At 70.2% G+C, this 24,185-nt stretch carries 25 protein-coding genes and 1 other RNA gene; 15 read left to right on the top strand and 11 right to left on the bottom strand.

Translation table 11 applies throughout. From position 1 onward, the window contains the following. Positions 1-159: 159 nt before the first annotated feature. Entirely contained in the window at positions 160-474 is a 315-nt protein-coding gene (locus A33M_RS13120) for an Hpt domain-containing protein (RefSeq protein ID WP_008387853.1), read from the bottom strand. 212 nt (positions 475-686) lie between these two features. Here A33M_RS13120 and A33M_RS13125 point away from each other — a divergent pair, with 212 nt between their 5' ends. Beyond that, a complete protein-coding gene (locus A33M_RS13125; RefSeq protein ID WP_040620528.1) occupies positions 687-1,586 on the top strand; it encodes a sulfite oxidase heme-binding subunit YedZ in 900 nt (299 codons plus the stop codon). Here A33M_RS13125 and miaA read toward each other — a convergent pair. Continuing rightward, complete coding sequence (gene miaA, locus A33M_RS13130; RefSeq protein WP_040620531.1) at positions 1,495-2,412, bottom strand: tRNA (adenosine(37)-N6)-dimethylallyltransferase MiaA; 918 nt, start codon at positions 2,410-2,412, stop codon at positions 1,495-1,497. The genes A33M_RS13125 and miaA overlap by 92 nt on opposite strands. Positions 2,413-2,611: 199 nt before the next feature. On the opposite strand from miaA, the gene A33M_RS22440 reads away from it, so the two are divergent. Beyond that, positions 2,612-3,622 (top strand): DUF2865 domain-containing protein, encoded by a 1,011-nt coding sequence (locus tag A33M_RS22440; protein WP_052027043.1) that lies wholly within the window; start codon positions 2,612-2,614, stop codon positions 3,620-3,622. A gap of 116 nt (positions 3,623-3,738) precedes the next feature. On the opposite strand, the gene A33M_RS13140 is transcribed toward A33M_RS22440, so the two are convergent. Further along, complete coding sequence (locus A33M_RS13140; protein WP_008387856.1) at positions 3,739-5,856, bottom strand: methyl-accepting chemotaxis protein; 2,118 nt, start codon at positions 5,854-5,856, stop codon at positions 3,739-3,741. A gap of 620 nt (positions 5,857-6,476) precedes the next feature. Here A33M_RS13140 and A33M_RS22445 point away from each other — a divergent pair. Then, on the top strand, positions 6,477-7,115 hold the full coding sequence (locus A33M_RS22445) for a hypothetical protein (RefSeq protein WP_008387858.1): 639 nt from the start codon (positions 6,477-6,479) through the stop codon (positions 7,113-7,115). A gap of 143 nt (positions 7,116-7,258) precedes the next feature. Then, positions 7,259-8,425 carry a mandelate racemase/muconate lactonizing enzyme family protein gene (locus A33M_RS13150; RefSeq protein ID WP_008387859.1) on the top strand — a complete coding sequence of 389 codons (1,167 nt, stop codon included), beginning with the start codon at positions 7,259-7,261 and terminating at the stop codon, positions 8,423-8,425. A 108-nt stretch (positions 8,426-8,533) separates the two neighbouring features. Here A33M_RS13150 and A33M_RS13155 read toward each other — a convergent pair whose 3' ends face one another. The 5 genes from A33M_RS13155 to ffs form a co-directional block, all read right to left on the bottom strand. Next, on the bottom strand, positions 8,534-10,243 hold the full coding sequence (locus A33M_RS13155; RefSeq protein ID WP_008387860.1) for a methyl-accepting chemotaxis protein: 1,710 nt from the start codon (positions 10,241-10,243) through the stop codon (positions 8,534-8,536). Between the two features lie 178 nt (positions 10,244-10,421). Then, positions 10,422-11,021: a recombination mediator RecR gene (gene recR / locus A33M_RS13160; protein ID WP_008387861.1), complete on the bottom strand. Its 600-nt coding sequence runs from the start codon at positions 11,019-11,021 to the stop codon at positions 10,422-10,424. Positions 11,022-11,364: 343 nt separating this feature from the next. Next, complete coding sequence (locus A33M_RS13165; RefSeq protein WP_008387862.1) at positions 11,365-11,685, bottom strand: YbaB/EbfC family nucleoid-associated protein; 321 nt, start codon at positions 11,683-11,685, stop codon at positions 11,365-11,367. Positions 11,686-11,709: 24 nt separating this feature from the next. Beyond that, positions 11,710-13,710 (bottom strand): DNA polymerase III subunit gamma/tau, encoded by a 2,001-nt coding sequence (locus A33M_RS13170; RefSeq protein ID WP_008387863.1) that lies wholly within the window; start codon positions 13,708-13,710, stop codon positions 11,710-11,712. A gap of 33 nt (positions 13,711-13,743) precedes the next feature. Continuing rightward, an RNA gene (gene ffs, locus A33M_RS22990) (signal recognition particle sRNA small type) lies at positions 13,744-13,842 on the bottom strand. 118 nt (positions 13,843-13,960) lie between these two features. Here ffs and A33M_RS13180 point away from each other — a divergent pair. Genes A33M_RS13180 through A33M_RS13190 form a run of 3 tightly spaced genes read left to right on the top strand, consistent with a single transcriptional unit; the run spans position 13,961 to position 15,864 of the window. Further along, on the top strand, positions 13,961-14,392 hold the full coding sequence (locus tag A33M_RS13180) for an HIT family protein (RefSeq protein ID WP_008387864.1): 432 nt from the start codon (positions 13,961-13,963) through the stop codon (positions 14,390-14,392). Positions 14,393-14,414: 22 nt separating this feature from the next. After that, positions 14,415-15,368: an NAD(+) diphosphatase gene (nudC, locus tag A33M_RS13185; RefSeq protein WP_040620534.1), complete on the top strand. Its 954-nt coding sequence runs from the start codon at positions 14,415-14,417 to the stop codon at positions 15,366-15,368. Positions 15,369-15,414: 46 nt separating this feature from the next. Beyond that, positions 15,415-15,864, top strand: coding sequence for an Lrp/AsnC family transcriptional regulator (locus A33M_RS13190; protein ID WP_008387866.1), 450 nt, complete (start codon positions 15,415-15,417; stop codon positions 15,862-15,864). Between the two features lie 70 nt (positions 15,865-15,934). On the opposite strand, the gene A33M_RS13195 is transcribed toward A33M_RS13190, so the two are convergent. From A33M_RS13195 to A33M_RS13205, 3 genes are all read right to left on the bottom strand, one after another. Beyond that, a complete protein-coding gene (locus A33M_RS13195; protein ID WP_008387867.1) occupies positions 15,935-16,546 on the bottom strand; it encodes a TadE/TadG family type IV pilus assembly protein in 612 nt (203 codons plus the stop codon). Between the two features lie 5 nt (positions 16,547-16,551). After that, on the bottom strand, positions 16,552-17,136 hold the full coding sequence (locus A33M_RS13200) for a TadE family protein (protein ID WP_052027044.1): 585 nt from the start codon (positions 17,134-17,136) through the stop codon (positions 16,552-16,554). A 146-nt stretch (positions 17,137-17,282) separates the two neighbouring features. After that, entirely contained in the window at positions 17,283-17,789 is a 507-nt protein-coding gene (locus tag A33M_RS13205) for a pilus assembly protein N-terminal domain-containing protein (protein WP_008387869.1), read from the bottom strand. A gap of 331 nt (positions 17,790-18,120) precedes the next feature. Here A33M_RS13205 and A33M_RS13210 point away from each other — a divergent pair, with 331 nt between their 5' ends. The 8 genes from A33M_RS13210 to A33M_RS13245 all read left to right on the top strand — a co-directional run bounded on the left by A33M_RS13210 (position 18,121) and on the right by A33M_RS13245 (position 24,178). Continuing rightward, positions 18,121-18,291, top strand: a complete 171-nt coding sequence (locus A33M_RS13210; protein WP_008387870.1) for a Flp family type IVb pilin — start codon at positions 18,121-18,123, stop codon at positions 18,289-18,291. Between the two features lie 287 nt (positions 18,292-18,578). Next, complete coding sequence (locus A33M_RS13215) at positions 18,579-18,746, top strand: Flp family type IVb pilin (protein ID WP_008387871.1); 168 nt, start codon at positions 18,579-18,581, stop codon at positions 18,744-18,746. A 186-nt stretch (positions 18,747-18,932) separates the two neighbouring features. After that, entirely contained in the window at positions 18,933-19,115 is a 183-nt protein-coding gene (locus tag A33M_RS13220) for a Flp family type IVb pilin (protein ID WP_008387872.1), read from the top strand. A gap of 3 nt (positions 19,116-19,118) precedes the next feature. Next, complete coding sequence (locus tag A33M_RS13225) at positions 19,119-19,616, top strand: A24 family peptidase (protein ID WP_008387873.1); 498 nt, start codon at positions 19,119-19,121, stop codon at positions 19,614-19,616. Between the two features lie 170 nt (positions 19,617-19,786). After that, positions 19,787-20,587 (top strand): Flp pilus assembly protein CpaB, encoded by an 801-nt coding sequence (gene cpaB, locus A33M_RS13230; protein WP_040620539.1) that lies wholly within the window; start codon positions 19,787-19,789, stop codon positions 20,585-20,587. Between the two features lie 42 nt (positions 20,588-20,629). Further along, the gene (locus A33M_RS13235; RefSeq protein WP_008387876.1) at positions 20,630-22,132 is read left to right on the top strand and encodes a type II and III secretion system protein family protein; all 1,503 of its coding nucleotides are present in this window, start codon (positions 20,630-20,632) and stop codon (positions 22,130-22,132) included. Positions 22,133-22,154: 22 nt separating this feature from the next. Further along, on the top strand, positions 22,155-22,910 hold the full coding sequence (locus A33M_RS13240; RefSeq protein ID WP_008387877.1) for a CpaD family pilus assembly protein: 756 nt from the start codon (positions 22,155-22,157) through the stop codon (positions 22,908-22,910). Then, on the top strand, positions 22,907-24,178 hold the full coding sequence (locus A33M_RS13245) for an AAA family ATPase (RefSeq protein ID WP_008387878.1): 1,272 nt from the start codon (positions 22,907-22,909) through the stop codon (positions 24,176-24,178). Before A33M_RS13240 ends, A33M_RS13245 begins: the two co-directional genes overlap by 4 nt. Positions 24,179-24,185: the final 7 nt, after the last annotated feature.

The raw sequence follows: 24,185 nt of genomic DNA on the forward strand, positions 1-24,185 counted from the left end.
ATATCGGTGAGCTTTTCGACGCCGCGGCCGGCGTTCGCCCCGCAACCCGCGCAAGTCGGGCTTGCCCGACTTGCGAACGTCACGTGCCGGCCCCGTCGGAGTTCCCAAACGGGCTCTGAGGCCGATCCGGAGAGAGCGAAAGGGAGACGGCCGTCTCGGTCAGGCGGCGGCCGAGCCGCTGGCGTCGATCGCCGCGATCAGCGCGAGCAGGCGGTCGTCGACCAGGCCGGCATTGCGGCAACCCTCGCTCAGCACCACGTCGAGCTCGCGCGCGGCGCCGCCGAGCGCGGCATAGCCGAACGTGCCGGCCGCGCCGGCGAGCCGGTGGGCGATCAGCCGGATTTCGGCAAAAGCCTGCTCGTCGCCGGCGGAGATCGACGCGCGCAGGTCGTCGAGGCGCGTTCTGTTCTCGCGCATCCGGACATGGAAGCGATCGAGCACCGGACGGAAGGCGGGGTTCGAGGCGTCGAGCACGGCGAAATCACCTCGGGCACGGAGTTGCGAGCGCCAGCGACGTCGATGCGGCCACGGGCCGATCGTAACAATCAGGATAAAACCGCGAACATGAATCAATCGTGAGTGGAAATGCCCGGATGTGGCGTTTTTGCATGCCCCCTTGGGGGCGGCCCCGCCGGCCCGCCGGCAAACCCGCCCCGGAGACCGGGGAACCACAGGCGAGGTGACGCATGCCCTTTCTGCGCGAGCGCAACGGACGCTGGTCGATGCCGAAGATCGTCGCCTTCGGGCTCGTCCTACTGCCGGCGCTGTGGCTCGCCGTGCGGGCGGCGGCGGGCGACCTCGGCCCGCGGCCGTGGGAGGAGGCGATCCACGCGACCGGCTCGTGGGCGGTGCGGTTCCTGCTCCTGTCGCTCGCGGTGACGCCGGCGCGGCAGGTGTTCTCGGCGCCGAAGCTGATCCTGACCCGCCGCATCGTCGGGGTCGCGGTGTTCTGCTACGCGGCGCTTCATCTCGCGCTCTATGTCGGCGATCAAAAACTCGACGTCGTGAAGGTCGCGAGCGAGATCGCACTGCGGATTTATCTGACGATCGGCTTCGTCGCGCTGCTCGGGCTTTTGGCGCTCGCCGTCACCTCGACCGACGCGATGGTGCGAAAGCTCGGCCAGCGGCGCTGGCAGATGCTGCACCGGCTCGCCTATCCGATCGCGATGCTGGCGATCCTGCATTTTCTCATGCAGACGAAGCTCGACGTCACGGAATCGATGACCATGGCGGGCTTTCTCGCCTGGCTGCTGCTCTACCGGCTGGCGCACCGTTTTCTCGGCGATCTCGGCGCGGGACGGCTGGCGGCGCTCGGCGTGGTCGCGGCATGCGCCACCGCCGCCGGCGAGGCGGCGTGGTACGGACTCACCACCGGCGTGCCGGCGTCGCTCGTGCTCGCCGCCAATCTCGATCCCGCGCTCGCCTTGCGCCCGGCCGCCCGCGTGCTGATCACCGGCCTCGGCGTCGCGCTCGCCGCCGGGATCTGGAGCATGATCAAATCGCGCCGAGGCGGACGAGAACGTCGTCGCGCGCCGCTTCGGGGGCGACCCACGGCCAGTCCGGCAACTGGTGGCGGAACCAGGTGAACTGCCGTTTGGCGTAATGCCGGGTGTCCTGCCGGCCTTTCGCGATCGCCGCCTCGATCGAGCTTTCGCCGTTCAGGTAGGCGATCAGCCCCGGCACGCCGTGCGCCCGCATCGCCGGCAACAGCGGATCGAGCTTTCTCGCCCGCAATTCCGCGACCTCGGCGAGCGCGCCGGCCTCCATCATCGCGGCGAAGCGCGCATCGATGCGGGCATAGAGTTTTTCGCGGTCGGGCGCGAGGAAGAGCGAGAGGCAGGCGTCGGGGTTCAGCACCGGCGGCTCGGCCGCGGCGTGCCAGGCGGCGAGCGGCCGGCCGGTCGCGAGCAAGACCTCGAGCGCGCGGGCGACCCGCAGCCGGTCGCGCGGCGCGAGGCGCGCCGCCTCCTCCGGGCTCTTCTCGGCCAGCACCGCGTGCAAGCCCTCGGGGCCGCGCGCGTCCAGCATCGCCCGCACCGTCTCGCGCACCGCCTCGGGCACCGGCGGGACGGCGGAAAGCCCCTTCGTCAGCGCCTTGAAATAGAGCCCGGTGCCGCCGCAAAAGATCGGCAGGCGGCCGGCCGCCCGCACGGTCTCGATCGCGGCACGCGCATCGGCGACGTAGCGGCCGACCGAGAAATTCTCCGCCGCATCGACATGGCCATACAGGAGGTGCGGCGCCCGCGCCGTCTCGTCCGCCGTCGGCCGTGCCGTGATCACGTGAAGGTCGCGATAGACCTGCATCGAATCGGCGTTGATCACCGTGCCGTCCAGCCGCTCGGCGAGCGCCAGCGCGAGCGCGGACTTTCCGCTCGCCGTCGGCCCGGCGATCAGGATGGCGTCGGGTTTCATGAAACCTCGTGGCAGGGATTTTTTCACGGCCGCCGGCCGGCGGCACCGAACACTAGCACGCCTCGCAAGGGCGCGAGCACCGGCGCTACTCCCGTCGCGTTGCAGGGAACGAACGCAGGCGCGGGAACGCGAAGGCCGAAGGCGAGTTTGCGCAGTGCAGGGCCTCCCCTCCGGCCCGTCTCCCGCAGCGAGGTTCTCCGTGCCCGTCGTTCGCCCGATCGTCGCCCTGTGCGCCTTCTCCGTCTGCGTGCTCGGCGTATCGCAACTCCACGCCAACGACGCGCTCGATTTCTGGCGGCAGGAATGGCAGCGCCAGCAGGCGGCGCCGCAGCCGCCGGCGCGCTCGTCCTGGACCGGCCGAACCTGGAACGGCGGCAGCACGAACGGCAGCGGCTGGAACGGCGGAGGATGGAACGGCGGCGGGTGGGGCAATCCGTTCCAGGGCGGCAGCTGGGGCGGCACGCCGGGTGGGGGCTGGGGCAGCCCGCCGCCGGACAGCCGGCCGGGCTCGCGGATCACCGTGACGCCGCGGCGCGACACGCGCGACACGGAGGAGACGAAGAGCGCCGGCTCGGGCGAGCGATCGTTGTGCGTGCGCACCTGCGACGGCTACTACTTCCCGCTTCCGGCGACGGTCGACGGCAAGGACGGCGAGCGCGCCTGCAACGCGCTGTGCCCGGGCGCCGAGACCGCGCTGTTCCGCGCCAGCGGCGACGACATCGGCGAGGCCACCAGCCTGGCCGGCAAGACCTATTCGTCGCTCGCCAACGCCTTTCTCTATCGCACGAAGCGGGTGGCGTCGTGCGGCTGCAAGCGGCCGCCGCTGCGCGGCCTCGCGGCACTGCAGTTCGACGACACGCTCCAGCGCGGCGACATCGTGGTGACGGAGACGGGCGTCCAGGTCTTTACCGGGCGCGGCAAGGCGCCGTGGAAGGCGGCCGACTTCACGCCCTATCGCAAGGCGCGCGGGCTGTCGCGTAAAACCAAGGCGTATCTCGCCGAGATCGACCGGCCCTACACCGACCCGCCGGAGAGGATCGTGTCGATCGAGCGGCTGCGGGCGCGCGCGGAGCGAGGCAAGCCGCGGATCATGGCGCAAGAGATCGAGACGACGGAGACCGAGGCGAAGACGAGCCGGGCCGAGACCACCGGCACGGTGAAGACCGGCGCGGCCGAAACGACCGGATCGGGCGCCGGCAGCGGCCGCTGATCGCTGCCGACCGCCCGGCGGCCGACCCTTTCTCGTGCACCCAAACAAAAAAAGCCGCCGCGCTCGTTCGGCGCGGCGGCTTTTCTCTTTTCGTCGAGACGGGCCGAGAGCCGTCGTCAGGCGGCGCGGGCGACCGGCCGCGACGCCGGCGGCTCCTGATCGGCCTGCTCCCGATCGCCCGCTTCCTGCCCGCCCGGCTGCCCGTCGGTGCCGGCGCGCACGTCGGCGAGGAAGCGCTGCACCTCGTCGCGCAGCTTGCTGCCCTCGCGGGCGAGCATCGCCGCCGAGGAGCGCACCTGCTCGGAGGCGATCTCGGTCGCATTGGCGCCGCGGCTGACCTCGCCGATCGTGTGGGCGACCTCGGCGGTGCCGTGCGAGGCCTGCTGGATGTTGCGCGCGACCTCGGCGGTCGCCGCCCCCTGCTGCTCCACCGCCGCGGCGATCGCCGAGGCGATCTCGGCGATGTGGCCGATGGTGCCGCCGATCTCCTTGATCGCCGTGACCGACTCGCCGGTCGCGGCCTGCATGCCGGAGATCTGGCTGGCGATCTCGCCGGTCGCCTTGGCGGTCTGGCCGGCCAGCGCCTTCACCTCCTGCGCCACCACGGCGAACCCTTTTCCGGCTTCCCCGGCCCGGGCGGCCTCGATGGTCGCGTTGAGGGCCAACAAGTTGGTCTGCTCGGCGATCGCGGTGATCAGCTTGACGACGTCGCCGATCCGCGCGGCCGCCTGCGACAGCTCGACGATGCGCCCGTCGGTCCGCTCGGCCTGCTTCACCGCCTCGGCGGCGATGCGGGTCGACTCGGTCACCTGGCGGGCGATCTCGTCGACCGACGAGGTCATCTCGGTGGTCGCGGAGGCGACGCTCTGGACGTTCGCCGAGGCCTCCTCGGAGGCGGTCGCGACCGTAGTGGAGAGCTTCTGCGTGCTCTCCGCGGTCGCCGTCAGGGTGCCGGCGGCGGCCTCGAGCTCGGTGGCGGCGGAGGACACCGTGTCGATGATCTCGCCGACGGTCGCCTCGAACGCATCCGCGATGCGATGCACCGCGGCCTGCCGCTCGGCGGCGACCCTCTCCTCGGCGGCGCGCTGCGCGGCCTCCATCTCGGCGAGCCGGGTGAGGTTGTCCTTGAAGGTTTGCGCGGCGCGGGCGTTGTCGCCCACCTCGTCGCGGCGCCCGAGATAGGGGATGTCGACCCGGTGATCGCCGCCGGCGAGCGCGAGCAGGACCTCGCCGACCCGGCGGATCGGCCGACCGATCGACAGCGCGCCGAACAGCGCCGAGCCGATCAGCACCAGCACCACCAGGGCGCCCGCCACCATGTTGATCATGTTGGCCTCGGCGATGCGCTGCTCGGTGGCGGCCATCGCGCTGCCGGCCTGGGTATTGGCGTCCCGCGTGATGTCGGTCAGGAGATCGTCGATCTTCGCGACCAGCGGCTTCAGCCGGTCGGTCAACAGGGTGTCCTGCTCCTCGACCACCTTCACCGCATTGGCACTGGTCTCGCCGAGCGCGGCGAGCGTTTTTGCGACCGGCTCTATCGCCGCGGTGATGCCGGCGTCGCCGCCTTCGGCCTCGATCGCCTGGAGCGCGGCGGTCGCGTCGCCGGCCGCTCGGCCGACCGCAGCGCCGGAGGCGGCGGCGTGGCTGCCGTCGTGGCGCAGCGCGGCGAGCCGCATCCGCGCGATCGCGGCGGCCGCCTCGCGCAGCTTCGTCGCGCTCGCCTCCGTCTGGAACCCGCGCGAGGCGAGCGTTTCACCGAGCGCCGCGACGCCGTGGTCCCAGGCGTCGACCAGCCGGGTGCGCTCGGCGCGCAGGCCGAGCAGCGCCCGCTGGTTCTCCACCAGCTCGGCGGCGCCGGTGAGGTAGTCGGCGTAGAGCTCCTTGGTCTTTTCCAGCCGGGTGGCGTCGGCCTTCTCGGTGGCGCGCTCGAGCAGCGAGTCGAGCAGCACGAAGCCGTCGCCCGAGCTCTTCTCGAGGTCCTGCAGCGCGGCGTCGACCTCCGGCTCGCTCCGCGCGAGGCGCACGTCGCGCGTCACCGTCTGCATGCGCTGGAAGTGCAGGTCGGTCAGGACCGCGTCCTGCGCGGCCTTCTCGCGGTCGTTGGCAGCGCCGGTGAGGCGCAACGTGGTGCTGCCGTTGAGGCTCATGTTCACCACCATGCCGGCGACGAACAGCACCCCGACGGCGGCGGAGAGCGCGAGCTTGGTGCCGATGTGGCGAGAAATCCCGATCATCTTTCTCGACGGTGCGGCGCGTATGAAATCGAGCGATGCACGGACGTGCCGCGGCTCGCGCGCGAACGGGCCGGTGGCTCCGGGTCGGGGGTGCCCGGACAAAGGTCGTCTCGAAGTCCGTGACCACGAAACGAGGTGGGGCCCGAAAAGGCGGCTCCACCCCAACAATCGAATGAGGCTGCTAGAACCAAATGGTTATTACCACCCTCACCCGAAATCCTTACGGAATTCTTAATTCTGTCACATTATGACAAATCACGCAGAACACTGCACCCCCGTCGCGCGACACGTCTCCGTTTGCTAAATGTCTGTGAACCTTGCCCTCGCGGGCCGGCGCACCCGGCCGGCGCCGCGAGAGGGGGGTCGCCGGTCCTTCGGGGGATCGATCGACGATAGAGCCGAACGGTTAAGGAACACCTGCCGGAGCCATGGTCGCCGATCCACGCCCCGCCGCGCCGGCCCCGAGACCGGCCACCCCACCGCCCACCCGGCCGGCCCCCTCGCCGGCCCCCCGGCCGGCCGAGGCGTCGCCGTGGCTCCCGCCCGCACCGCCGGGTCCGGCGCGGCCGGCACCGGCGCGCCGTGCGGGCCAGCAGCGGCGAAACGAGCGGCGCTGGCCGGTGGCGCTGGTCGGCGTGGCGGGCGTTCTCGGCATCGTCGTCGGGGCGGTCGTGGTCGCCGCCTGGGTGGTCGGCCCGCGCGGAAACCCGCCGCCGCTCGAGACGCCGCCGCCGATCGCGATGCCCGATCCGCTCACCCCCACCGACGTCGCCGCCGCCGACACGGTGTCCGCCCGCTTTCCCGCCGCCGACGAGCTCGGCCTGCCGGCCTGGCTCGGCACGCCCGACGCGCCGGAAACGCTCGCGGCGATCCCGACGCCCGAGCGGCACGGCTTCGAGACCTCCGAGACGACCGGACCGACGCCGGCGCCCGAATGGCCGGACCCCGAGCCGCCGCCGGAGACGCGGCCCGCCGACCCGGTCTTGAGCGACGGCCAGATCGCCGCCCTGAAGGCACGGCTGACACTGACCGCCGAGCAGGAGCCCTTGTGGCAGCCGGTCGAGGACGCCTTGAAGCGCCTCGCCTGGGGGCGGATCGGCCACCGGCTGCGCCAGCGCAGCACGATCGAGCCGGCAGGCCTCGCCGCGCTCGAGGCCGCCGCAAAGCCGTTCGTCGACGCCCTGCGGCCCGACCAGAAGCGCGAGATCCGGGCGATCGCCCATGTGATGGGGCTCGGCAAGCTCGCCTCCGACCTTTGACGGCCCCGGCATCGTTCACCTCGTTACCACCCTTTCGGACCCGGCGGGCACGCCGCTTGCCGGCCAAAAACGCCGCGCCTAGAGAAAGCCTTCCACCCCCCTGCCGGACCGCGAGAAAAACCGGCCACCGAGGTTTTCGTCCCGTGCGCATCGTCGACATCCGCGAAAAGACGTTTCCGATCGCCTCCGCCATCCGCAACGCCTATATCGACTTCTCGACCATGACGTGCAGCTTGGTCGCGGTCGTCACCGACGTGGTGCGCGACGGCCGCCGGGTGGTCGGTTACGGCTTCAACTCGAACGGTCGCTACAGCCCCGGCGCGCTGTTGCGCGACCGCTTCCTGCCGCGGCTGCAGGAGGCGAAGCCGGAGCAGCTCGTCACCGACGACGGAAAAAACCTCGATCCCGAAAAAATCTGGCGCACGCTGATGACCAACGAGAAGCCGGGCGGGCACGGCGAGCGCTCGGTCGCGGTCGGCGTGGTCGACATGGCGGTGTGGGATGCGGTGGCGAAAATCGAGGGCGTGCCGCTGTGGCGCCTGCTGGCCGACCGCTATCGCGGCGGCGAGGCCGACCCCGACGTCTTCGTCTATGCCGCGGGCGGCTACTACTATCCGGGCAAGGACGACGAGAAGCTCGAGGACGAGATGAAGAGCTATCGCGACCGCGGCTACCGGGTCGTGAAGATGAAGATCGGCGGCGCCCCGCTCGCCGAGGATTTGCGCCGCATCGAGGCGGTGCTGTCGGTGGTGGGCGAGGGAAAAAACCTCGCGGTCGACGTCAATGGCCGGTTCGACCTCGAGACGGCGGTGCAGTACGCCAGGGCGCTCGAGCCCTACGATCTCTTCTGGTACGAGGAGATCGGCGACCCGCTCGACTACGGCCTGCAGGCGGCGATGGCGCAGGTCTACCGCCCGCCGATGGCGACGGGTGAAAACCTCTTCTCGATGCAGGACGCCCGCAACCTGATCCGGTTCGGCGGCCTGCGGCCGGACCGCGATTTTCTGCAGTTCGACTGCGCGCTGAGCTACGGGCTGGTCGAGTATCTCCGCACGCTGGCGATGCTAGACGACCACGGCTGGTCGTGGCGGCGCTGCATCCCGCACGGCGGGCATCAATTGTCGTTGAACATCGCGGCCGGGCTCGGGCTCGGCGGCAACGAGTCCTACCCCGACCTGTTCAAGCCGTTCGGCGGCTTTGCCGACGGCTTTGCGGTGGAGGACTCGCGGGTGCGGCTGCCCGACACCCCCGGCATCGGCTTCGAGGCGAAGGCCGACGTTTATCAGGTCATGCGCGCGCTGGCGGAGTGATCGAGGGCCGGTCGGCACGACACGACGGGGCGACGAGAAAGGGGCCGGCAGCGATGCCGACCCCTTCGCTTTTCTTTCCTGGAGCGCCCCGACGGAACGCCGGTCCGCTCACGCGGCGCGGAGCGTGCGGAGAAAGGTGTCGATCTCCTGGCGCAAATCCTCGGCCTGCCCGACCAGGCCGTCGGCGGCGCGGGTGACCTCGGCGGCCGCCGAGCCGGCCTGCTCCACCGCCCCGCTGACGGTGGTAATGTTCTCCGAGACGTCGCGGGTGCCGGTCGCCGCCTGCTGGACGTTGCGCGTGATCTCCTGGGTCGCGGCGTTCTGCTGGTCGACCGCCGCGGCGATCGACGAGGAGATGTCGTTGACCGCGAGGATGGTGCCGCCGACCCGCCGGATCGCCTCCACCGCGGTCTGGGTCTCGCCCTGGATTGCGGCGATCTGCGCACGGATGTCGTCGGTCGCCTTGGCGGTCTGGGTGGCCAGCGTCTTGACCTCGCTGGCGACGACCGCGAACCCCTTGCCGGCCTCGCCGGCGCGCGCCGCCTCGATCGTCGCGTTGAGCGCGAGCAGATTCGTCTGGCTGGCGATCTCGTTGATCAGCGCGACCACCTCGCCGATCTTCTGCGCGGCGTCGGCGAGCCCGGCGACGCTCGCATTGGTCTTCTCGCTCTCGTCGGCCGCCTGCTTGGCGGTCGCCGCCGACTTGGCGACCTGCTGGCCGATCTCGCCGATCGAGGCGGCCAGCTCCTCGGCGGCGGAGGCCACCATCTCGACATTGGCGGTCGCCTGGGTGGCGCCGTTCGCCACGGTGCGGGCCTGATCGCGGGTCGATTCGGCGGAGGTCGCGAGCTCGCGGGCGGTGCGCTGCATGGCGATCGCGGCCTCGTTCACCGTCTCGACGATGCCCTTCACCTTCTCCTCGAAGCTCGCTGCCACCGCGCCGAGCGCCCGCTTGCGCTCGGCCTCGCTCTCGCGTTCGAGGCCCTCCTTCTCGCTCTGCAGGCGCTGCATCGCCAGCGCGTTGTCCTTGAACACCTGCACGGTGCGGGCCATCTCGCCGATCTCGTCGCGCCGCGAGGTGTCGGCGACCGGCGCGTCGAGCGCGCCCTCGGAGAGCGCCGCCATGCGGGCGCGCAGCCGCGACAGCGGCTTGACGATGCTGTGCGCGGCGACCCAGGCGATCGCGATCGAGATCAGCATCAGCACCAAAATCACCGCGCCGGCGGTCTTGGTCATCCGCCAGAAGGTGGCGTCGATGTCGTTCATGTACTCGGCCGCCGAGATCATCAGCGTCCAGGGCGCAAAACCGCGCACATAGGCGACCTTCTCGAGCGGCGTCTTGTCGGTGCCTTTCGGGAACCAGTAGCGCAGCGTGCCCTCGCCCTTGGTCTTGGCGATGTCGAGCAGCATGGTGGCGAACGGCATGCCGTGCGAGTCCTTCAGCCGGTGCACGTCCTTGCCGACCAGCGGCGGGTTGCCGCCGTTCATCACGCAAAGCCCCGACTGGTAGTCGTAGATGAAGACGTAGTTGGTGCCGTCCTCCCAGCGGATGTCGCGCGCCGCGTCGAACAATCGCTTCTGCGCCTCGGCGGTGGTCATCGCGCCGCTCTGGGCCTGCTGGTGGAAATAGGCCGCCATGCTCCACACGGCGTCGACGGTCGCGTGCGCCTTCTCGGTGCGCTCGGCGATCAGCGCGTCGCGGGCGATCATCAGCACCGTGACGGCGACCAGCATCATGAACACCACGCCGGCCGCTACCACGACGGCGAGCTTGGCGGAGATCGATCGGCGGGCGACCGCGGTCAGCAACGTTCCCATGTCCGGCCTTTCCGAGCCGGACGTGCCGCCCACCCTGGGCGAGAACCCGGCATTGCGATACCGGATAGGACTTACGGCCTAATTCCTTAAGAAGGGATGTCGGAGCCATGCACGACCGGAGTCGAGCCATGCGCAATCGGCACCACCGCTCCGCTTTCGGAGCAGACCTGCGCGCCGCTCAACCCATCGTGGTGCGCGAGCGGATCGCGGTGGTGAGCGTGCCCTCGTCGAGATAGTCGAGCTCGCCGCCGACCGGCACGCCGTGCGCGAGCCCGGTGACACGGACTTTTGCGTCCGACAGGCGGTCGGTGATGTAGTGGGCGGTGGTCTGGCCGTCGACGGTGGCGTCGAGCGCGAGGATCACCTCCGTCACCTCCGGCGCATGGGCGCGGCCGACCAGGGCGTCGATCGTGAGGTCGTCGGGGCCGACACCGTCGAGCGGCGACAGCGTGCCGCCGAGCACGTGATAGCGGGAATTGACCGCGTTCGCCCGCTCGAGCGCCCAGATGTCGGCGACGTCCGACACCACGACGATGATCGACGGGTCACGCCGCGGATCGGCGCACACGGTGCACGGGTTGCGGCTGTCGAGATTGCCGCACACCTCGCACACCGTCACGGTGTCCATCGCGGTCTGCAACGCCGCGGTGAGCGGCGCCATCAGGAGGTCGCGCTTCTTCACGAGATGCAGCGCCGCGCGCCGCGCCGAGCGCGGCCCGAGCCCCGGCAGCTTTGCCAGGAGCTGAATCAGCCGCTCGATCTCCGGGCCGGCACTCATCGCGCATGTCGCTTCTTCGAAGCGACCCCGGGGGAACGCGCACCCACACGAAACGCGAGGGCTGCGGAGGGCATCCCCCCCCTCCCCGTCCATCCCCCACGAGGGGGGAGGGGACGAAAGAACCGGGATGCTGCGACGATCGACCCGAGCCCGCTCGCGCCGGTCGGGGGCTCTGTCTCGATGCCTTTGCGCCAGGCCGCAGCCTGCTCCCTCCCCCCTCGCGGGGGAGGGCCAGGGAGGGGGGCCGCCCGGCCCCCGAACCATCCGGACACCGGCACGTGCCGAACGACGGCGGCCGACACGATGCGACGGGCGGAACAGTGCAGCGGCATCCCGAAAAATCTCAGAACAGCTTCATGCCGGGCGGCAGCGGCAGGCCGCCGGTCAGGCCCTGCATCTTCTCGGCGAGCATGGCGTCGCCCTTGCGCTTGGCGTCGCCGTGGGCGGTGACGATCAGGTCCTCCAAGACCTCCACCTCCTCCGGCTTCATGAGCGAGGGGTCGATCTTGATCTTGCGCAGCTCGCCCTTGGGCGTCACCACCACGGTGACGAGGCCGCCGGCGGCCGACCCCTCGACCTCGACCTGCTCGAGCTCGGCCTGCAGGGTCTCCATCTTGCCCTTCAATTCGGCGGCCTGCTTCATCAAACCCAGAAAATTCGCCATGGTGGTCTCCAGAAGGAACGGTGGTCAAAAATCGTCGTCGAGGTCGTCGTCGCGGCGATGGGCGCCGAACGAGGAGAGATCGTCGAGCCCGTCGTCGCCATAAGGCGGCATGTCGGGCGGATCGCCGTCGTCGTCGGCCTCCGGCGCCGGCGGCAGCGCGGCGGCCGCCTCCTCCGCCACGGTGTCGGCGGCGCGCGGCTTCACCGAGACGATCTCGGCGCCGGGAAAGCGCTCGAGGACCCGCTGCACCAGCGGATCGGCCCGCACGCCGCGCTCGACCTCGGCCTCGTGCGCCTCGCGCTGCGAGCGCAGCGTCGGCTGACCGTCCTCGGTCGAGACGACGACCATCCAGCGCCGCCCGGTCAAGGTGGCGAGCTTTTTGCCGAGATCGCCGATCATCGCCTTGGAGGCGGTCGGCTCCAGCGCGATCTCGAGCTTGCCGTCCTCGAAACGCACCAGCCGCACGTCCCGCTCCAGCAAGGTCCGCGTCTGGAGATCACGTTTTTCGCCGGCGAGCGCGACGAGGTCCTCGAAGCGGGCGAGCGTTTGGATCGCGGCGGGCTCGGGCGTCGACGCGGGCAACGGCCGCAGCGTGCCGGCGGGCGCGCCGTTCGAGGTCGCCCGCGCCATCGGCCGATCGCCGGCATGGCCGGCCGGGCGGTCGAACGCCCGCAGCGCCGGACGCGACGACCCGGACGTTTGCGAAGCGCCGGACCCACCGGCGGGTGCCCCTGCTCCGGCGAACGAGAGCGACTGCCCCTGCCCGAGCGCCCGGATCACCTCGTCCGGCCCCGGCAGGTCGGCCGCATAGGCGATCCGCACCAACACCATCTCGGCGGCGGCGATCGGCTTTGCCGCGGTCTCGACCTCGGAGAGGCCCTTGAGCAGCATCTGCCAGGTGCGCGACAGCACCCGCATCGACAGCGTGGTGGCGAGCGCCCGGCCTCGCGTACGCTCGGCCTCCGACAAGGCCTTGTCCTCGGCGACCGAGGGCACCGCCTTCACCCGGGTGACGAAATGGGTGAGCTCGGCGAGGTCCTCCAGCACCGTGAGCGGATCGGCACCGCTGTCGTACTGGTCGCGCAGCTCGGTGAGCGCCGCCGCGATGTCGCCGCGCAAAAGCGCCTCGAACAGGTCGATCACCCGCGCGCGATCGGCGAGCCCGAGCATTTCGCGCACGCCCGCGGCGTCGACCGTGCCGCCCCCGGTCCCGGCGCCATGGGAGCCCGCATGGGCGATCGCCTGATCCAGCAGCGACAGCGCGTCGCGCACCGAGCCTTCCGCCGCCCGCGCGATCAGCGCCAGCGCCTCGGTCTCGGCCGGCACACTCTCTTTCGCGGCGATCCCGGCCAAGTGGCTCACCAAGAGGTCGGCATCGAGCCGGCGCAGGTCGAAACGCTGGCAGCGCGACAGCACGGTGATCGGAACTTTTCGGATCTCGGTGGTCGCGAACACGAATTTCGCGTGCGGCGGCGGCTCCTCGAGGGTCTTCAGCACGGCGTTGAAGGCCGCCGTGGAGAGCATGTGCACCTCGTCGAGGATGTACACCTTGTAGCGGGCCGAGACCGGCGCGTAGCGGATCGCGTCGTTGATCTGGCGGATGTCGTCGACGCCGTTGTGGGAGGCCGCGTCCATCTCGATCACGTCGAAATGGCGGCTCTCCATGATCGCTTCGCAGTGGAGCCCGAGCGTCGGCATCGCGACGGTCGGCCCGGTGACCGAGCCGTCCGGCAACTCGTAATTGAGGGCACGGGCAAGGATGCGCGCGGTGGTGGTCTTGCCCACCCCGCGCACGCCGGTGAGGATCCAGGCTTGCGGAATCCGGCCGGTCGCGAACGCGTTGGTGATGGTCCTCACCATCGCGTCCTGGCCGATCAAGTCCTCGAAGGTTTGCGGACGGTATTTGCGCGCCAGCACCCGGTAGGCGCCGGCCGGCGCGGCCGCGTTCCGGGTGGAGGCGGGGGAGGACGCCGCCGGCACGTCGGGCGAGCCCGGCAGCGCGGCGTCCGCGCGCGTGTCATCCATCGCTTCGGCCGGGCCTCGCAGCAGCAGAACGGAAGTGGGAGGCTGACAAGCGACCCGAACCGGGGCTCGTTAGGGCTGCTTCCTTCCGGACCTGACCCGGTTGGCGAGTGGCTCGTCCACCGCCAACCTCCCGCCCTCTATATCGACGGAGCCGCGAGGGAATGCAAGCGCCTCGAACGGCGGCGCGGCGGCGGCCGCCGTGATAGGGTGCCGCACCCGAATCGGGCCCCTCGCCACCGGCCATTCCGACATGTCGATTCTCTCGCCCGCCTGGTCGCTCCACCCGCAGCTCGCCAAGGACACCATCGATATCGGCGACCTGCCGCTGTCGCGCGTGCTGGTGATCAAGGACGCCAACTACCCCTGGCTCCTGCTGGTGCCGCGCCGGCCGGAGGTGGCCGACATCATCGACCTCGACGAGGTCGCGCTCGCCCAGCTGACGACCGAGATCGCGCGGGTCGGCCGGGCGCTGAAGGAGGTCACCCGGTGCGACAAGCTCAATGTCGCCGCACTCGGTAACGTGGTGCCGCAGCTGCACGTGCACGTGATCGCCCGCCGCAAGACCGACGCCGCCTGGCCGCGGCCGGTGTGGGGCCACGTGCCCCCGCTCGACCACGACCCGACCGAGGTCGACGCCTTCATCAAGGCCTTGCGCCGCAGAATTTGGCTTGCGTCCGACTAGGGCGCCGTTTTTAGTGCCGGCCATGCTCGAACGCTCCGATTCCGCTCTCCGGCCCCATCTCGGATACACCGGCAACGGCATCGACCGGGCTCCCGCCGTCCGACACGATCCGCAGCAGTGCGCCGCCCTGGCGAGCCACCCCGCCTCTCGCTTCTACGTGGTGGGCGGCGACCTGGTGGCCCTGCGGACCGGCGGCGCCGGCGCCCCGGCCGACCCCTTGTTCACCCGCGCCGAGGCGGAAGCGCTCGGCCCGGTGCGCGAGACCGCCTGCCTCGGCGTCGTCGAGGGCACCGGCCGCTTCGCCGTCGGGCTCGATCCGGCGGCGATGGAGGCGCCGAGCACCCGCCCCGACCTTCTGGTGACCGACCTGCGCCGCATCGCGGTCGAGGGGCTGGTTCCGGCCGACCACCTGCCGCTGCTCGCCGAGGCGAAGGCGCTTCTCCTGTGGCACGCGCGGCACCGCTTCTGCCCGGCCTGCGGGCAGCCGACGACGGTCGCCGACGCCGGCTGGCGGCGCGACTGCGCGGCCTGCGGCGCCCAGCATTTCCCGCGCACCGACCCGGTGGTCATCATGCTGGCGGTCGACGGCGACCGCTGCCTGCTCGCCCGCCAGAGCCGCTTCACGCCGGGCATGTGGTCGTGCCTCGCCGGCTTCGTCGAGCCCGGCGAGAACATCGAGGAGGCGGTGCGCCGCGAGACCTTCGAGGAGACGGCGGTGCGCTGCGGCGCGGTGCAGTATGTCGGGTCGCAGCCCTGGCCGTTTCCGATGTCGCTGATGATCGGCTGTGTCGCCGAGGCGCTGACGACCGACCTCACGATCGACCGCAGCGAGCTCGAGGACGGCCGCTGGTTCTCCCGCGACGAGGTGTTGGCGATGCTGGAGCGGCGCCACCCGGACGGGCTGTTCGCGCCGCCGCCGATCGCCATCGCCCACTACATCATCCGCCGCTGGGTGGACGGGACGCTCGGCGACTGAGCCGGACCGCCCGCCCCGATCCCCGACCCCACCGCCACGAGCCGGCATGGACGCCATCGACCGCAAGATCCTCGCGCTCCTGCAGGAGGACGCCTCGCTCTCGGTCGCCGAGATCGGCAACCGGGTGGGGCTGTCGTCGACGCCGTGCTGGAAGCGGATCCAGAAGCTCGAGGCGACCGGCATCATCGTGCGGCGGGTGGCGCTGGTCGATCCCGACAAGGTCGGGCTCGGCGTCACGGTGTTCGTGTCGGTGGAGACCGACGACCATTCGCAGGAGTGGCTCGACCGCTTCGCCCGCACCGTCGAGGCGATGCCGCAGGTGATGGAATTCTACCGGATGGCCGGCGACGTCGATTACATGCTGCGGGTCGTGGTCGCCGACATGGCGGCCTACGACCGCTTCTACAAGGCGCTGATCGCCGCCGTGCCGCTGAAGAACGTCACCTCGCGCTTCGCGATGGAACGGGTGAAGTCGACCACCGCGCTGCCGGTGTGAGGCCCGTACGGCCGGCGGCATGGTTCCGACCGATCGTCGTGATCACGCCGTGCGCCGGGCGGGGAAAAAATCACCCGCGCGGCTTCAGGAACTGGGAATCCTTCAGCGTCATCGGTCCGGTGATCACGTAGCCGATCGCCGGCGTGTAGGTGTAGCTCGCCTCGCCCCACACCACCGTGCAGGGCGACGGCGCCGTGTCGCTCGTGCAGGTGCCGATGATCGCCGTCGGGATCGAGCTCGTCACGGTGCCGGAGCGATCGCCCGCGCCGAGGCTGCTGCCGCCGCTCAGGCTCTTGCTCCAGGCGACCGTCGCCCGGCCCGACCGGTCGATCTGCACCAGCGTCAGCGTCACCTTGAGCGGCGACACCTTGAACGGCGACACCACCGCGGTCGAGGCGTCGAGCACCGTCAGGAGGTCGCTGTCGGACGGCGTGTCGGTGACCTTGCTCATCTTGTTCTCGCGCGCGGTGAGGTCGGCGACGGTGTGGGCGATCAGCGTCACCTTGCGGTCGATCGACACCGCCTCGGTGACCTCGACGCTGCCGAGATAGAGCGTGATCATGATCGGCAGGATCAGCGCGAACTCGACCGCCGAAACGCCGCTCTCGTTGCCGGCGAAGCGCGCGAGCCCGAGACACTCTCCTTCACACCACCGACGGATCATGGCGACACCGGACAACATCACGATCAGTTCCCGAACGGCTCGTTGCGGAACGCGGCGGTCGCGACCAGAAGCCGCGAGGTCGAGTTCGGGTTGGCGAGATAGGGCTGCACCAGCGCGGTGACGATCGGCCACTGATACATCAGCCGGACCACCACCACCTCGTTCTCCTTGCTGGTCTGATACTGCGTCTCGGGCTTGCCCTCGGCGTCGACCTTGACGCTGGTGTCGATGCCGCTGAACGAGCTGCCGTAGTTCTGCACGTCGACATAGAGCTTGTCGCACGAGAACACGATGCGCAGGAGATTGCTGCAGGCGCGGGTCCGGAAGGCCGACTCGTCGATGCTCTTCGTCTGCCCGGTCTGCACCAGCCGCGCGGCATCGGCGACGCCGGTCTCCAGCATCTGCTGGGCGAAGAACACCATCGCCGTCTCCATCGTCATGAACAGGATCATGACGAACGGAAACAGCACCATTGCGAACTCGACCGCGGTCGCACCGTCGCGCCGCCGGACGAACCGGCGCAGCAGACGAGGCGGCCACGCCCGGCCGATCCGCCGGGCTACGCCCGCCGATCCGGAACCGATCGAGACCCCGCATCTCCGCAGCATGTCGCACCTCACGCGATCGATCCAGTTTAGGCAAAAGGCCGTTGTGAAATGCTTGCAGATACCATCGTCGCCGCGGCCGGCCGATTCACCGTCGATCAACCATTCCGCCACCCGGCGTGCAGCGTGCGGCGACGTGCGGCCACCGATCAGCGCGACGTGCCGGCCGCCGCGGCGCCCCCCTGCACCGCCTGCTGGCTGCGGCTGCCGGTCTGGGCCAGCGTCGACTGGAAGAAGTCCGGCGTGTCGCCGAGCGTGATGCGGCGCTCGCAGAACGGCGTGCAGCTGTAGGACTCGCGATTGACGCCGCGATAGACCACCACCGCGTCGGGCGGCCCCTCCACCTGCACCGCCTCGTCCATCAGAACCTTGCCGGCGCGATCGAGCGCGACGAGATTGGTGAGGCCGTAGCCCTTGCCCGTGATCACCATCATGCCGCCGGTCTGCACCGACACGTCGGCGATCAGCGGGTTGCCGACCACGATGGTCGCGACGTTCTCCGGCAGGCGGAGGAGACGGGCCTGATCGAGCACCACCACCAGCGGATCGGCCGCCGCCGGAGCGGCCGCCAGCGGGCCGACCGCGCCGAGCGCGGCGAGGCAGAGCGCGAGGCCGGCGACACGCCGGACCGGCTGCCGCCATGACGAGAAGGTCATCGGAACTCTCCAACACTTGCCGATGCGGCCACCGTGAACGGCCGGGACGAGACGACAACATGCCTTCGCAGTGGTGAACGAACCACCAATGAGAAAACCGCCGCGCCTGCTTTTCCAGCGGCTTTCGACGCGATACCGCACATTCCCGAGAGTCGCGAAACCGCTCGTTAACTACGACCACGAAGAGCGCGCGGCGACGGGGTTTCGACGAATGGATTAACCGGCGAGAAACAGCCGGGGGTTATGCTGCATCCATGGTCTCGAGAGCCGGGAAACAACGGCGAACGAGACCGAGCTCAGACAGTAGTTTGCGTGGACTCAGGAGCAGGACATGAAAACCCTTGTGAAGCGTTTCGCCGCTGACGAATCCGGCGCGACCGCCATCGAGTACGGCCTGATCGCCGCCGGCATCTCGGTCGCCATCCTTTCGGTCGTGAACGCGCTCGGCACCAAGCTGACCAACGTGTTCTCGAACATCTCGTCGCAGATGAACGGCGGCTGATCACCGTCGAGCCTTCGCGGCGTCCCGTTCGCAGGGCCTCGGACCACGGTCCGGGGCCCTTCGCGTGTCCGGAAGCCCCCTGCGGCGCCCCCGCGATGGTTACCGAAATCCGAACGCGATCCTCACGTTTTCAACGATTCCGCGGGGCGAATTCCGAGATGCGGCGTGGGCTGTTTGCTTGAAGTTTGGTGGCATCTTCACCGCCGTCGCCGCAACGCAACACACGACAACGGCCCAAAGCAAGAGCAACGGCCCAAGACTTCGGGTCTCGGAAACAGGAGACGAACATGGCTCTCATCAAGCGCTTCATCAGCAACGAGTCCGGCGCGACCGCGATCGAGTACGGCCTGATCGCCGCCGGCATCTCGATCGCCATCCTCTCGGTGGTGAACGCCCTCGGCACCAAGCTGACCAACGTGTTCTCGAACATCTCGTCGCAGATGAACGGCAGCTGATCGCCCTTCGCGCCTCGGCGCCGCACGCGGCCCCGGACCCGGTCCGGGGCCGCGCGCGCATGACGAGCCCGCCCGCACGATCCCGGCCACCGGACTCTCGCGCCGCGCCGGATCCGTTCGGGGTTACCCGGGCTTAAGACTTCGTGCGTAGTGTCGTGACGTCCGCGGACCCAGGCCGGAGCGAGCATGCGCGCCATTCTTCACCGCTTCCTCGCGAGCGAGCACGCGGCGACCTCGATCGAGTACGCGATCATCGCGGCCGGCGTGTCGATCACCATCCTCGTCGCGGTGAACGCGCTGGGGACCAGCGTGCTCGGACGCTACGAAGAGGTCTCGAACGCGCTCGACGCCGCCTATCACGGGAACTGACGCATGCTGCTGGACGCGGCTCGCCTTCTCGTCTTCCCCGCGCTGATGGCGTTCGCCGCCTCGAGCGATCTGTTCACCATGACGATCTCCAACCGGGTGTCGATCCTGCTGGTGCTCGGCTTCGGCGCGCTGGCGGTGGCGACCGGCATGTCGATGGAGGAGGCGCTGCAGCATCTGTTCGCGGCGTCGGTGGTGCTGGCGTTCGCCTTCGTCTTCTTCGCGCGCGGCTGGATCGGCGGTGGCGACGCCAAGCTCGCGGCGGCGACCGCGCTGTGGTTCGGCTGGGCGCATCTGCTCGACTATCTCCTGTTCGCCTCGGTGCTCGGCGGCGCGCTGACGCTGCTGCTCCTCCACTTCCGCACCTACGCGCTGCCCGGCCGGCTCGCCTGCACCGCCTGGATCGCAAGGCTGCACCAGCGCAACGGCGGCATTCCCTACGGCATCGCGCTCGCCGCCTCGGCGCTGATGATCTATCCGTCGACCGCCTGGATGGCGAGCTGACGTTTTCGGCCGCACCCGTGGGAAAAGCCCGCCAGGTCTCGCCCGCGACGTCTCGCCCGAACGACCCGCCGGACGCGGGCCCGATACGCCTCATTAACCATGAATTGACGTTTGGCTGCTGAAATCACCTCCGAGCGGCAGCCTCGCCGTCGCGCCAGCAGGTGACGAGTATGAAAGCAGCGCGTCTGATCGTCCTCGGAGTGGCCGTCGTGGCGGGCGGCCTGGCCGCGGTGCTGGCCGGCGGCCTGAGCCGCCAGGCTCCTCCGCCGAAGCCGATCGTCATCAAGCCGGAAACCGTCGACGTGCTGGTGGCCAAGAAGGACATCGGCATCGGCCAGACGCTGACCGATCAGGACATCCGCTGGCAGCCCTGGCCGGCGAGCGCGATGAGCCCGGCTTTCGTGCGCAAGAGCGAGCGGCCGGAGGCGACCGCCGAGTTCGCCGGCGCGATCGCCCGCACGCCGATCGCCAGCGGCGAGCCGCTGCGCGAGAGCAAGCTGATCCGCGTCAAGGGCTCGGGCTACATGGCGGCGATCCTGCCGGCCGGCATGCGCGCGGTGTCGACCGAGATTTCGCCCGAGACCGGCGCCGGCGGCTTCATCCTGCCGAACGACCGGGTCGACGTGATCCTCACCCGCCGCGACCGCGAGTCCGAGCGCGCCACCGGCGTCGAATCGATCGTCAGCGAGACGGTGCTGCCGGACGTTCGGGTTTTGGCGATCGACCAGACGGTCGAGGAGAAGAACGGCCAGAAGGTGGTGGTCGGCCGCACCGCGACGCTCGAGCTGACGCCGCGCCAGGCGGAGACGCTGGCGATGTCGAAGCAGCTCGGCTCGCTGTCGCTGGCGCTGCGCAGCCTCGCCGATTCCGACCCGACCCGCCGCGGCGCCGAGACCACCCCCGAAGATCGCACCTCGAGCCGGCTGAACATGGTCCGCTTCGGCGTGACGAGCACCACCATGGCGAAGTGAGCGGACGGACCGCGACACGAGGAAGGCTGGAAGGAAGCGGACATGTCCATCGAAACGCTGATCCGCGCCGCCGCGCTGGGCCTGCTGCTCGCCGGAGCGGCGATCGCCTCGGCCGATCGCAGCGCCGCCGCCGACCGCTTCGGCGTGCCGCCGGCGACCGCGCTCGATGCGCTCTCCTCCGAAGGGATGCTGCGCCCCGTGCAGCTCGGGGTCGGAAAGTCGATCGTGGTCGACCTGCCGGACGCGGTGAAGGACGTGCTGGTGGCCGATCCGTCGATCGCCAATGCGGTGATCCGCTCGGCCCACCGCGCCTATCTGATCGGCGCCAAGATCGGCCAGACCAACATCCGCTTCTTCGACGCCGAGGGCCGCCAGCTCGCCGGCTACGACATCGCCGTCACCCGCGATCTCACCGGACTGCGGCTGGCGCTCAAGCGCATCCTGCCGCAGCGCGACATTCACGTCGAAGGATTGGGCCAGACCAGCGTGATCCTGTCGGGAACGGTGGCGAACACCGCCGAGTCGCAGCGCGCTTACGACATCGCGGTGCGCTATCTCAGCACGCCGGCCGCCGTCGGCGCGGCCGCGGCCGTGGCATCCGCCGGCGGCAGCGACGCCGCCGCCGCCGCCGGGTCGAACGGCAACTCCAACGTCGTCAACGCCCTGACCATCGGCGAGCGCGACCAGGTGCTGCTCAAGGTCACCGTCGCCGAGGTGCAGCGGAACATCGTCAAGCAGCTCGGCATCGACCTGTCGGGCACGGTCGGCAGCGGCAACGCGGTGCTGAACTTCAACACCAACAACCCGTTCTCGGCCTATGGCGAGACCCTGACCGACACCGCGATCGCCGGCACCTTCGGCGGCAAGGTCACCGCGACGCTCAGGGCGATGGAGCGTGCCGGCGTGATCCGCACGCTCGCCGAGCCGAACCTGTCGGCGGTCTCGGGCGAAGGCGCGAATTTTTTGGTCGGCGGCGAGTTTCCGATCTTCTCCGGCAACTCCTGCAACGGCACCGTCTGCACGCCCACCATCACCTTCAAGAAGTTCGGCGTCAGCCTCAACTTCACGCCGGTCGTGCTGTCGGCCGGACGCATCAGCCTGCGGGTGCAGACCGAGGTGTCCGAGCTGACCCAGGACGGCGCCATCACCACCGACGGCGTGACGGTGCCGGCGCTCAAGGTCCGCCGCGTCGACAGCACGGTGGAAATTCCCTCCGGCGGCGCGCTGGCGATGGCCGGCATGATCCAGGACCAGACCAAGCAGGCGATCAACGGCCTGCCCGGCCTCCTCCAGGTTCCGGTGCTCGGCACGCTGTTCCGCAGCCGCGACTACGTGAGCAACCAGACCGAGCTGATGATCCTGGTGACGCCCTACATCGTGCGGCCGACCTCGCCGAAGGAGCTGTCGCGGCCGGACGACGGCTTTGCCGACATCTCCGATCCGTCGGCGATCCTGCTCGGCCGCCTCAACCGCATCTACGGGACGCCCGGTGTCGCCGAGCCGCAGCGCGCCTATTTCGGCCAGTACGGCTTTATCCTCGATTGACCGGGCCGCAGGAGAGCATGACATGACCCGAAGGGACCGGACACGTCCCGGCAGCCACCGCAGCCGCCTCGCCGTGCGGGCCGGCGCGGTCGCGCTGGTCGCGCTCTCGCTCGCCGGCTGCGAGACCTGGCGCCGCGAGGCCGACGTCACCGCCAGCATCCCGAACGACCACCGGCTGCGCCACCCGATCGCGATCCGCGAAGGCGACAAGCAGATGGAGGTGTTCGTCGGCGCCAAGCGCGGCGGCCTGACGCCGTCGCAGCGCGCGGAAGTGCTCTCGTTCGCCCAGAGCTGGCGGCACGAGGCGACCGGCGGCGTGGTGATCGAGATCCCGGCCGGCACGCCCAACGAGCGCGCCGCCGCCGACACCCTGCCCGAGATCCAGTCGACCTTCGCCGCGGTCGGCCTGCCGCGCCGCGCGATGGTGGTGCAGCCCTATCGGCCGCCGAGCCCGGACATGCTGGCGACCATCCGCATCCGCTACCCGAAAATGGTCGCCGAGGCCGGCCCGTGCGGCACCTGGCCGGACGACCTCGGCCCCAACATCGCCAACCGCGGCTGGATCCGCAACCAACCCTACTGGAATTTCGGTTGCGCCAGCCAGCGCAACCTCGCCGCCATGGTCGAGAACCCCGCCGACCTCGTGCAGCCGCGCGGCGAGACGCCGCCGGACGCGATGCGTCGCGCCACGGTGATCGACAAGTATCGCGCCGGCACCTCCCCGAACGGCAAGTACGACAGCGACGACAAGGGTCGCCTCAGCGACGTCGGACAATGATCACGTACCCTCAGCACGACACCCCGCCCGAACAGCCCGCCGAGCTCGGCGAGGAGGACGTCTACATCGCCCCCGCCCCGCGGGTGTCGGTGCAGGCGTTCTGCGAGACCGCCGAGACCGCCGCCGCCGTTCAGGCCGCCGCCTCCGACCGCCGCATGATCAAGGCGCACGTGCGGGTGCAGATGGGCGGCATGCCGGCGGCGGTGGAGGCCTATCGCAACTCGCCCACCCCCAACGTGATGATGCTGGAGAGCGAGTCGCGCGGCGACGACCTGCTCGCCCGGCTCGACGAGCTCGCCGAGGTGTGCGACGCCGCCACCCGGGTGATCGTGATCGGCCACCACAACGACATCGGCCTCTATCGCGAGGTGGTGCGGCGCGGCATCAGCGACTATCTGATCGCCCCGGTGCGCCCGCTCGACGTGGTGCGGGCGATCAGCACGCTGTTTCACGCGCCGAGCGCCAAGCCGGTCGGCCGCATCCTCGCGGTGGTCGGCGCCAAGGGCGGCGTCGGCGCCTCCACGGTCGCCCACAACGTCGCCTGGTCGGTCGCGCGCGACCTCTCGCTCGATTCGGTGATCACCGATCTCGACCTCGCCTTCGGCACCGCGAGCCTCGACTACAATCAGGATCCGCCGCAGGGCATCGCCGACGCGGTGTTCTCGCCCGAGCGGGTCGACACCGCCTATATCGACCGCCTGCTGTCGAAGTGCACCGACCATCTGAGCCTGCTCGCCGCCCCCGCCACGATCGACCGGGTGTACGACTTCGGCGCCGAGAGCTTCGACCCGGTGATCGACTCGCTGCGCGCGAGCGTGCCCTGCGTGGTGCTCGACGTGCCGCATCTGTGGTCGTCCTGGACCAAGCGCGTGCTGATCGGCGCCGACGAGATCCTGATCGTCGCGACGCCCGACCTCGCCAGCCTGCGCAACGCCAAGAACATCGTCGACATGCTCAAGAGCGCCCGGCCGAACGACCGCCGCCCGCTCTACTGCCTCAACCAGGTCGGCGTGCCGAAGCGGCCGGAGATCAAGCCGCCGGACTTCGCCCGCGCGCTGGAGGACGAGCCGGTCGCCGTCATCCCGTTCGAGCCGCAGCTGTTCGGCACCGCGGCCAACAACGGGCAGATGATCGCCGAGGTGGCGGCCGGCCACAAGGTGTCGGAGACCTTCCGCCACCTCGCCCAGCTGCTCACCGGCCGCGCCGAATCGAAGAAGGTGCGCGCCGGCCGGCTGCCGCCGCTGATCGGGAAGCTGTTGCGCCGGTGAGGCCGGC

The sequence above is a fragment of the Rhodovulum sp. PH10 genome, assembly GCF_000293785.1.
In the GTDB taxonomy this organism is placed as follows: Bacteria; Pseudomonadota; Alphaproteobacteria; order Rhizobiales; family Xanthobacteraceae; genus Rhodoplanes.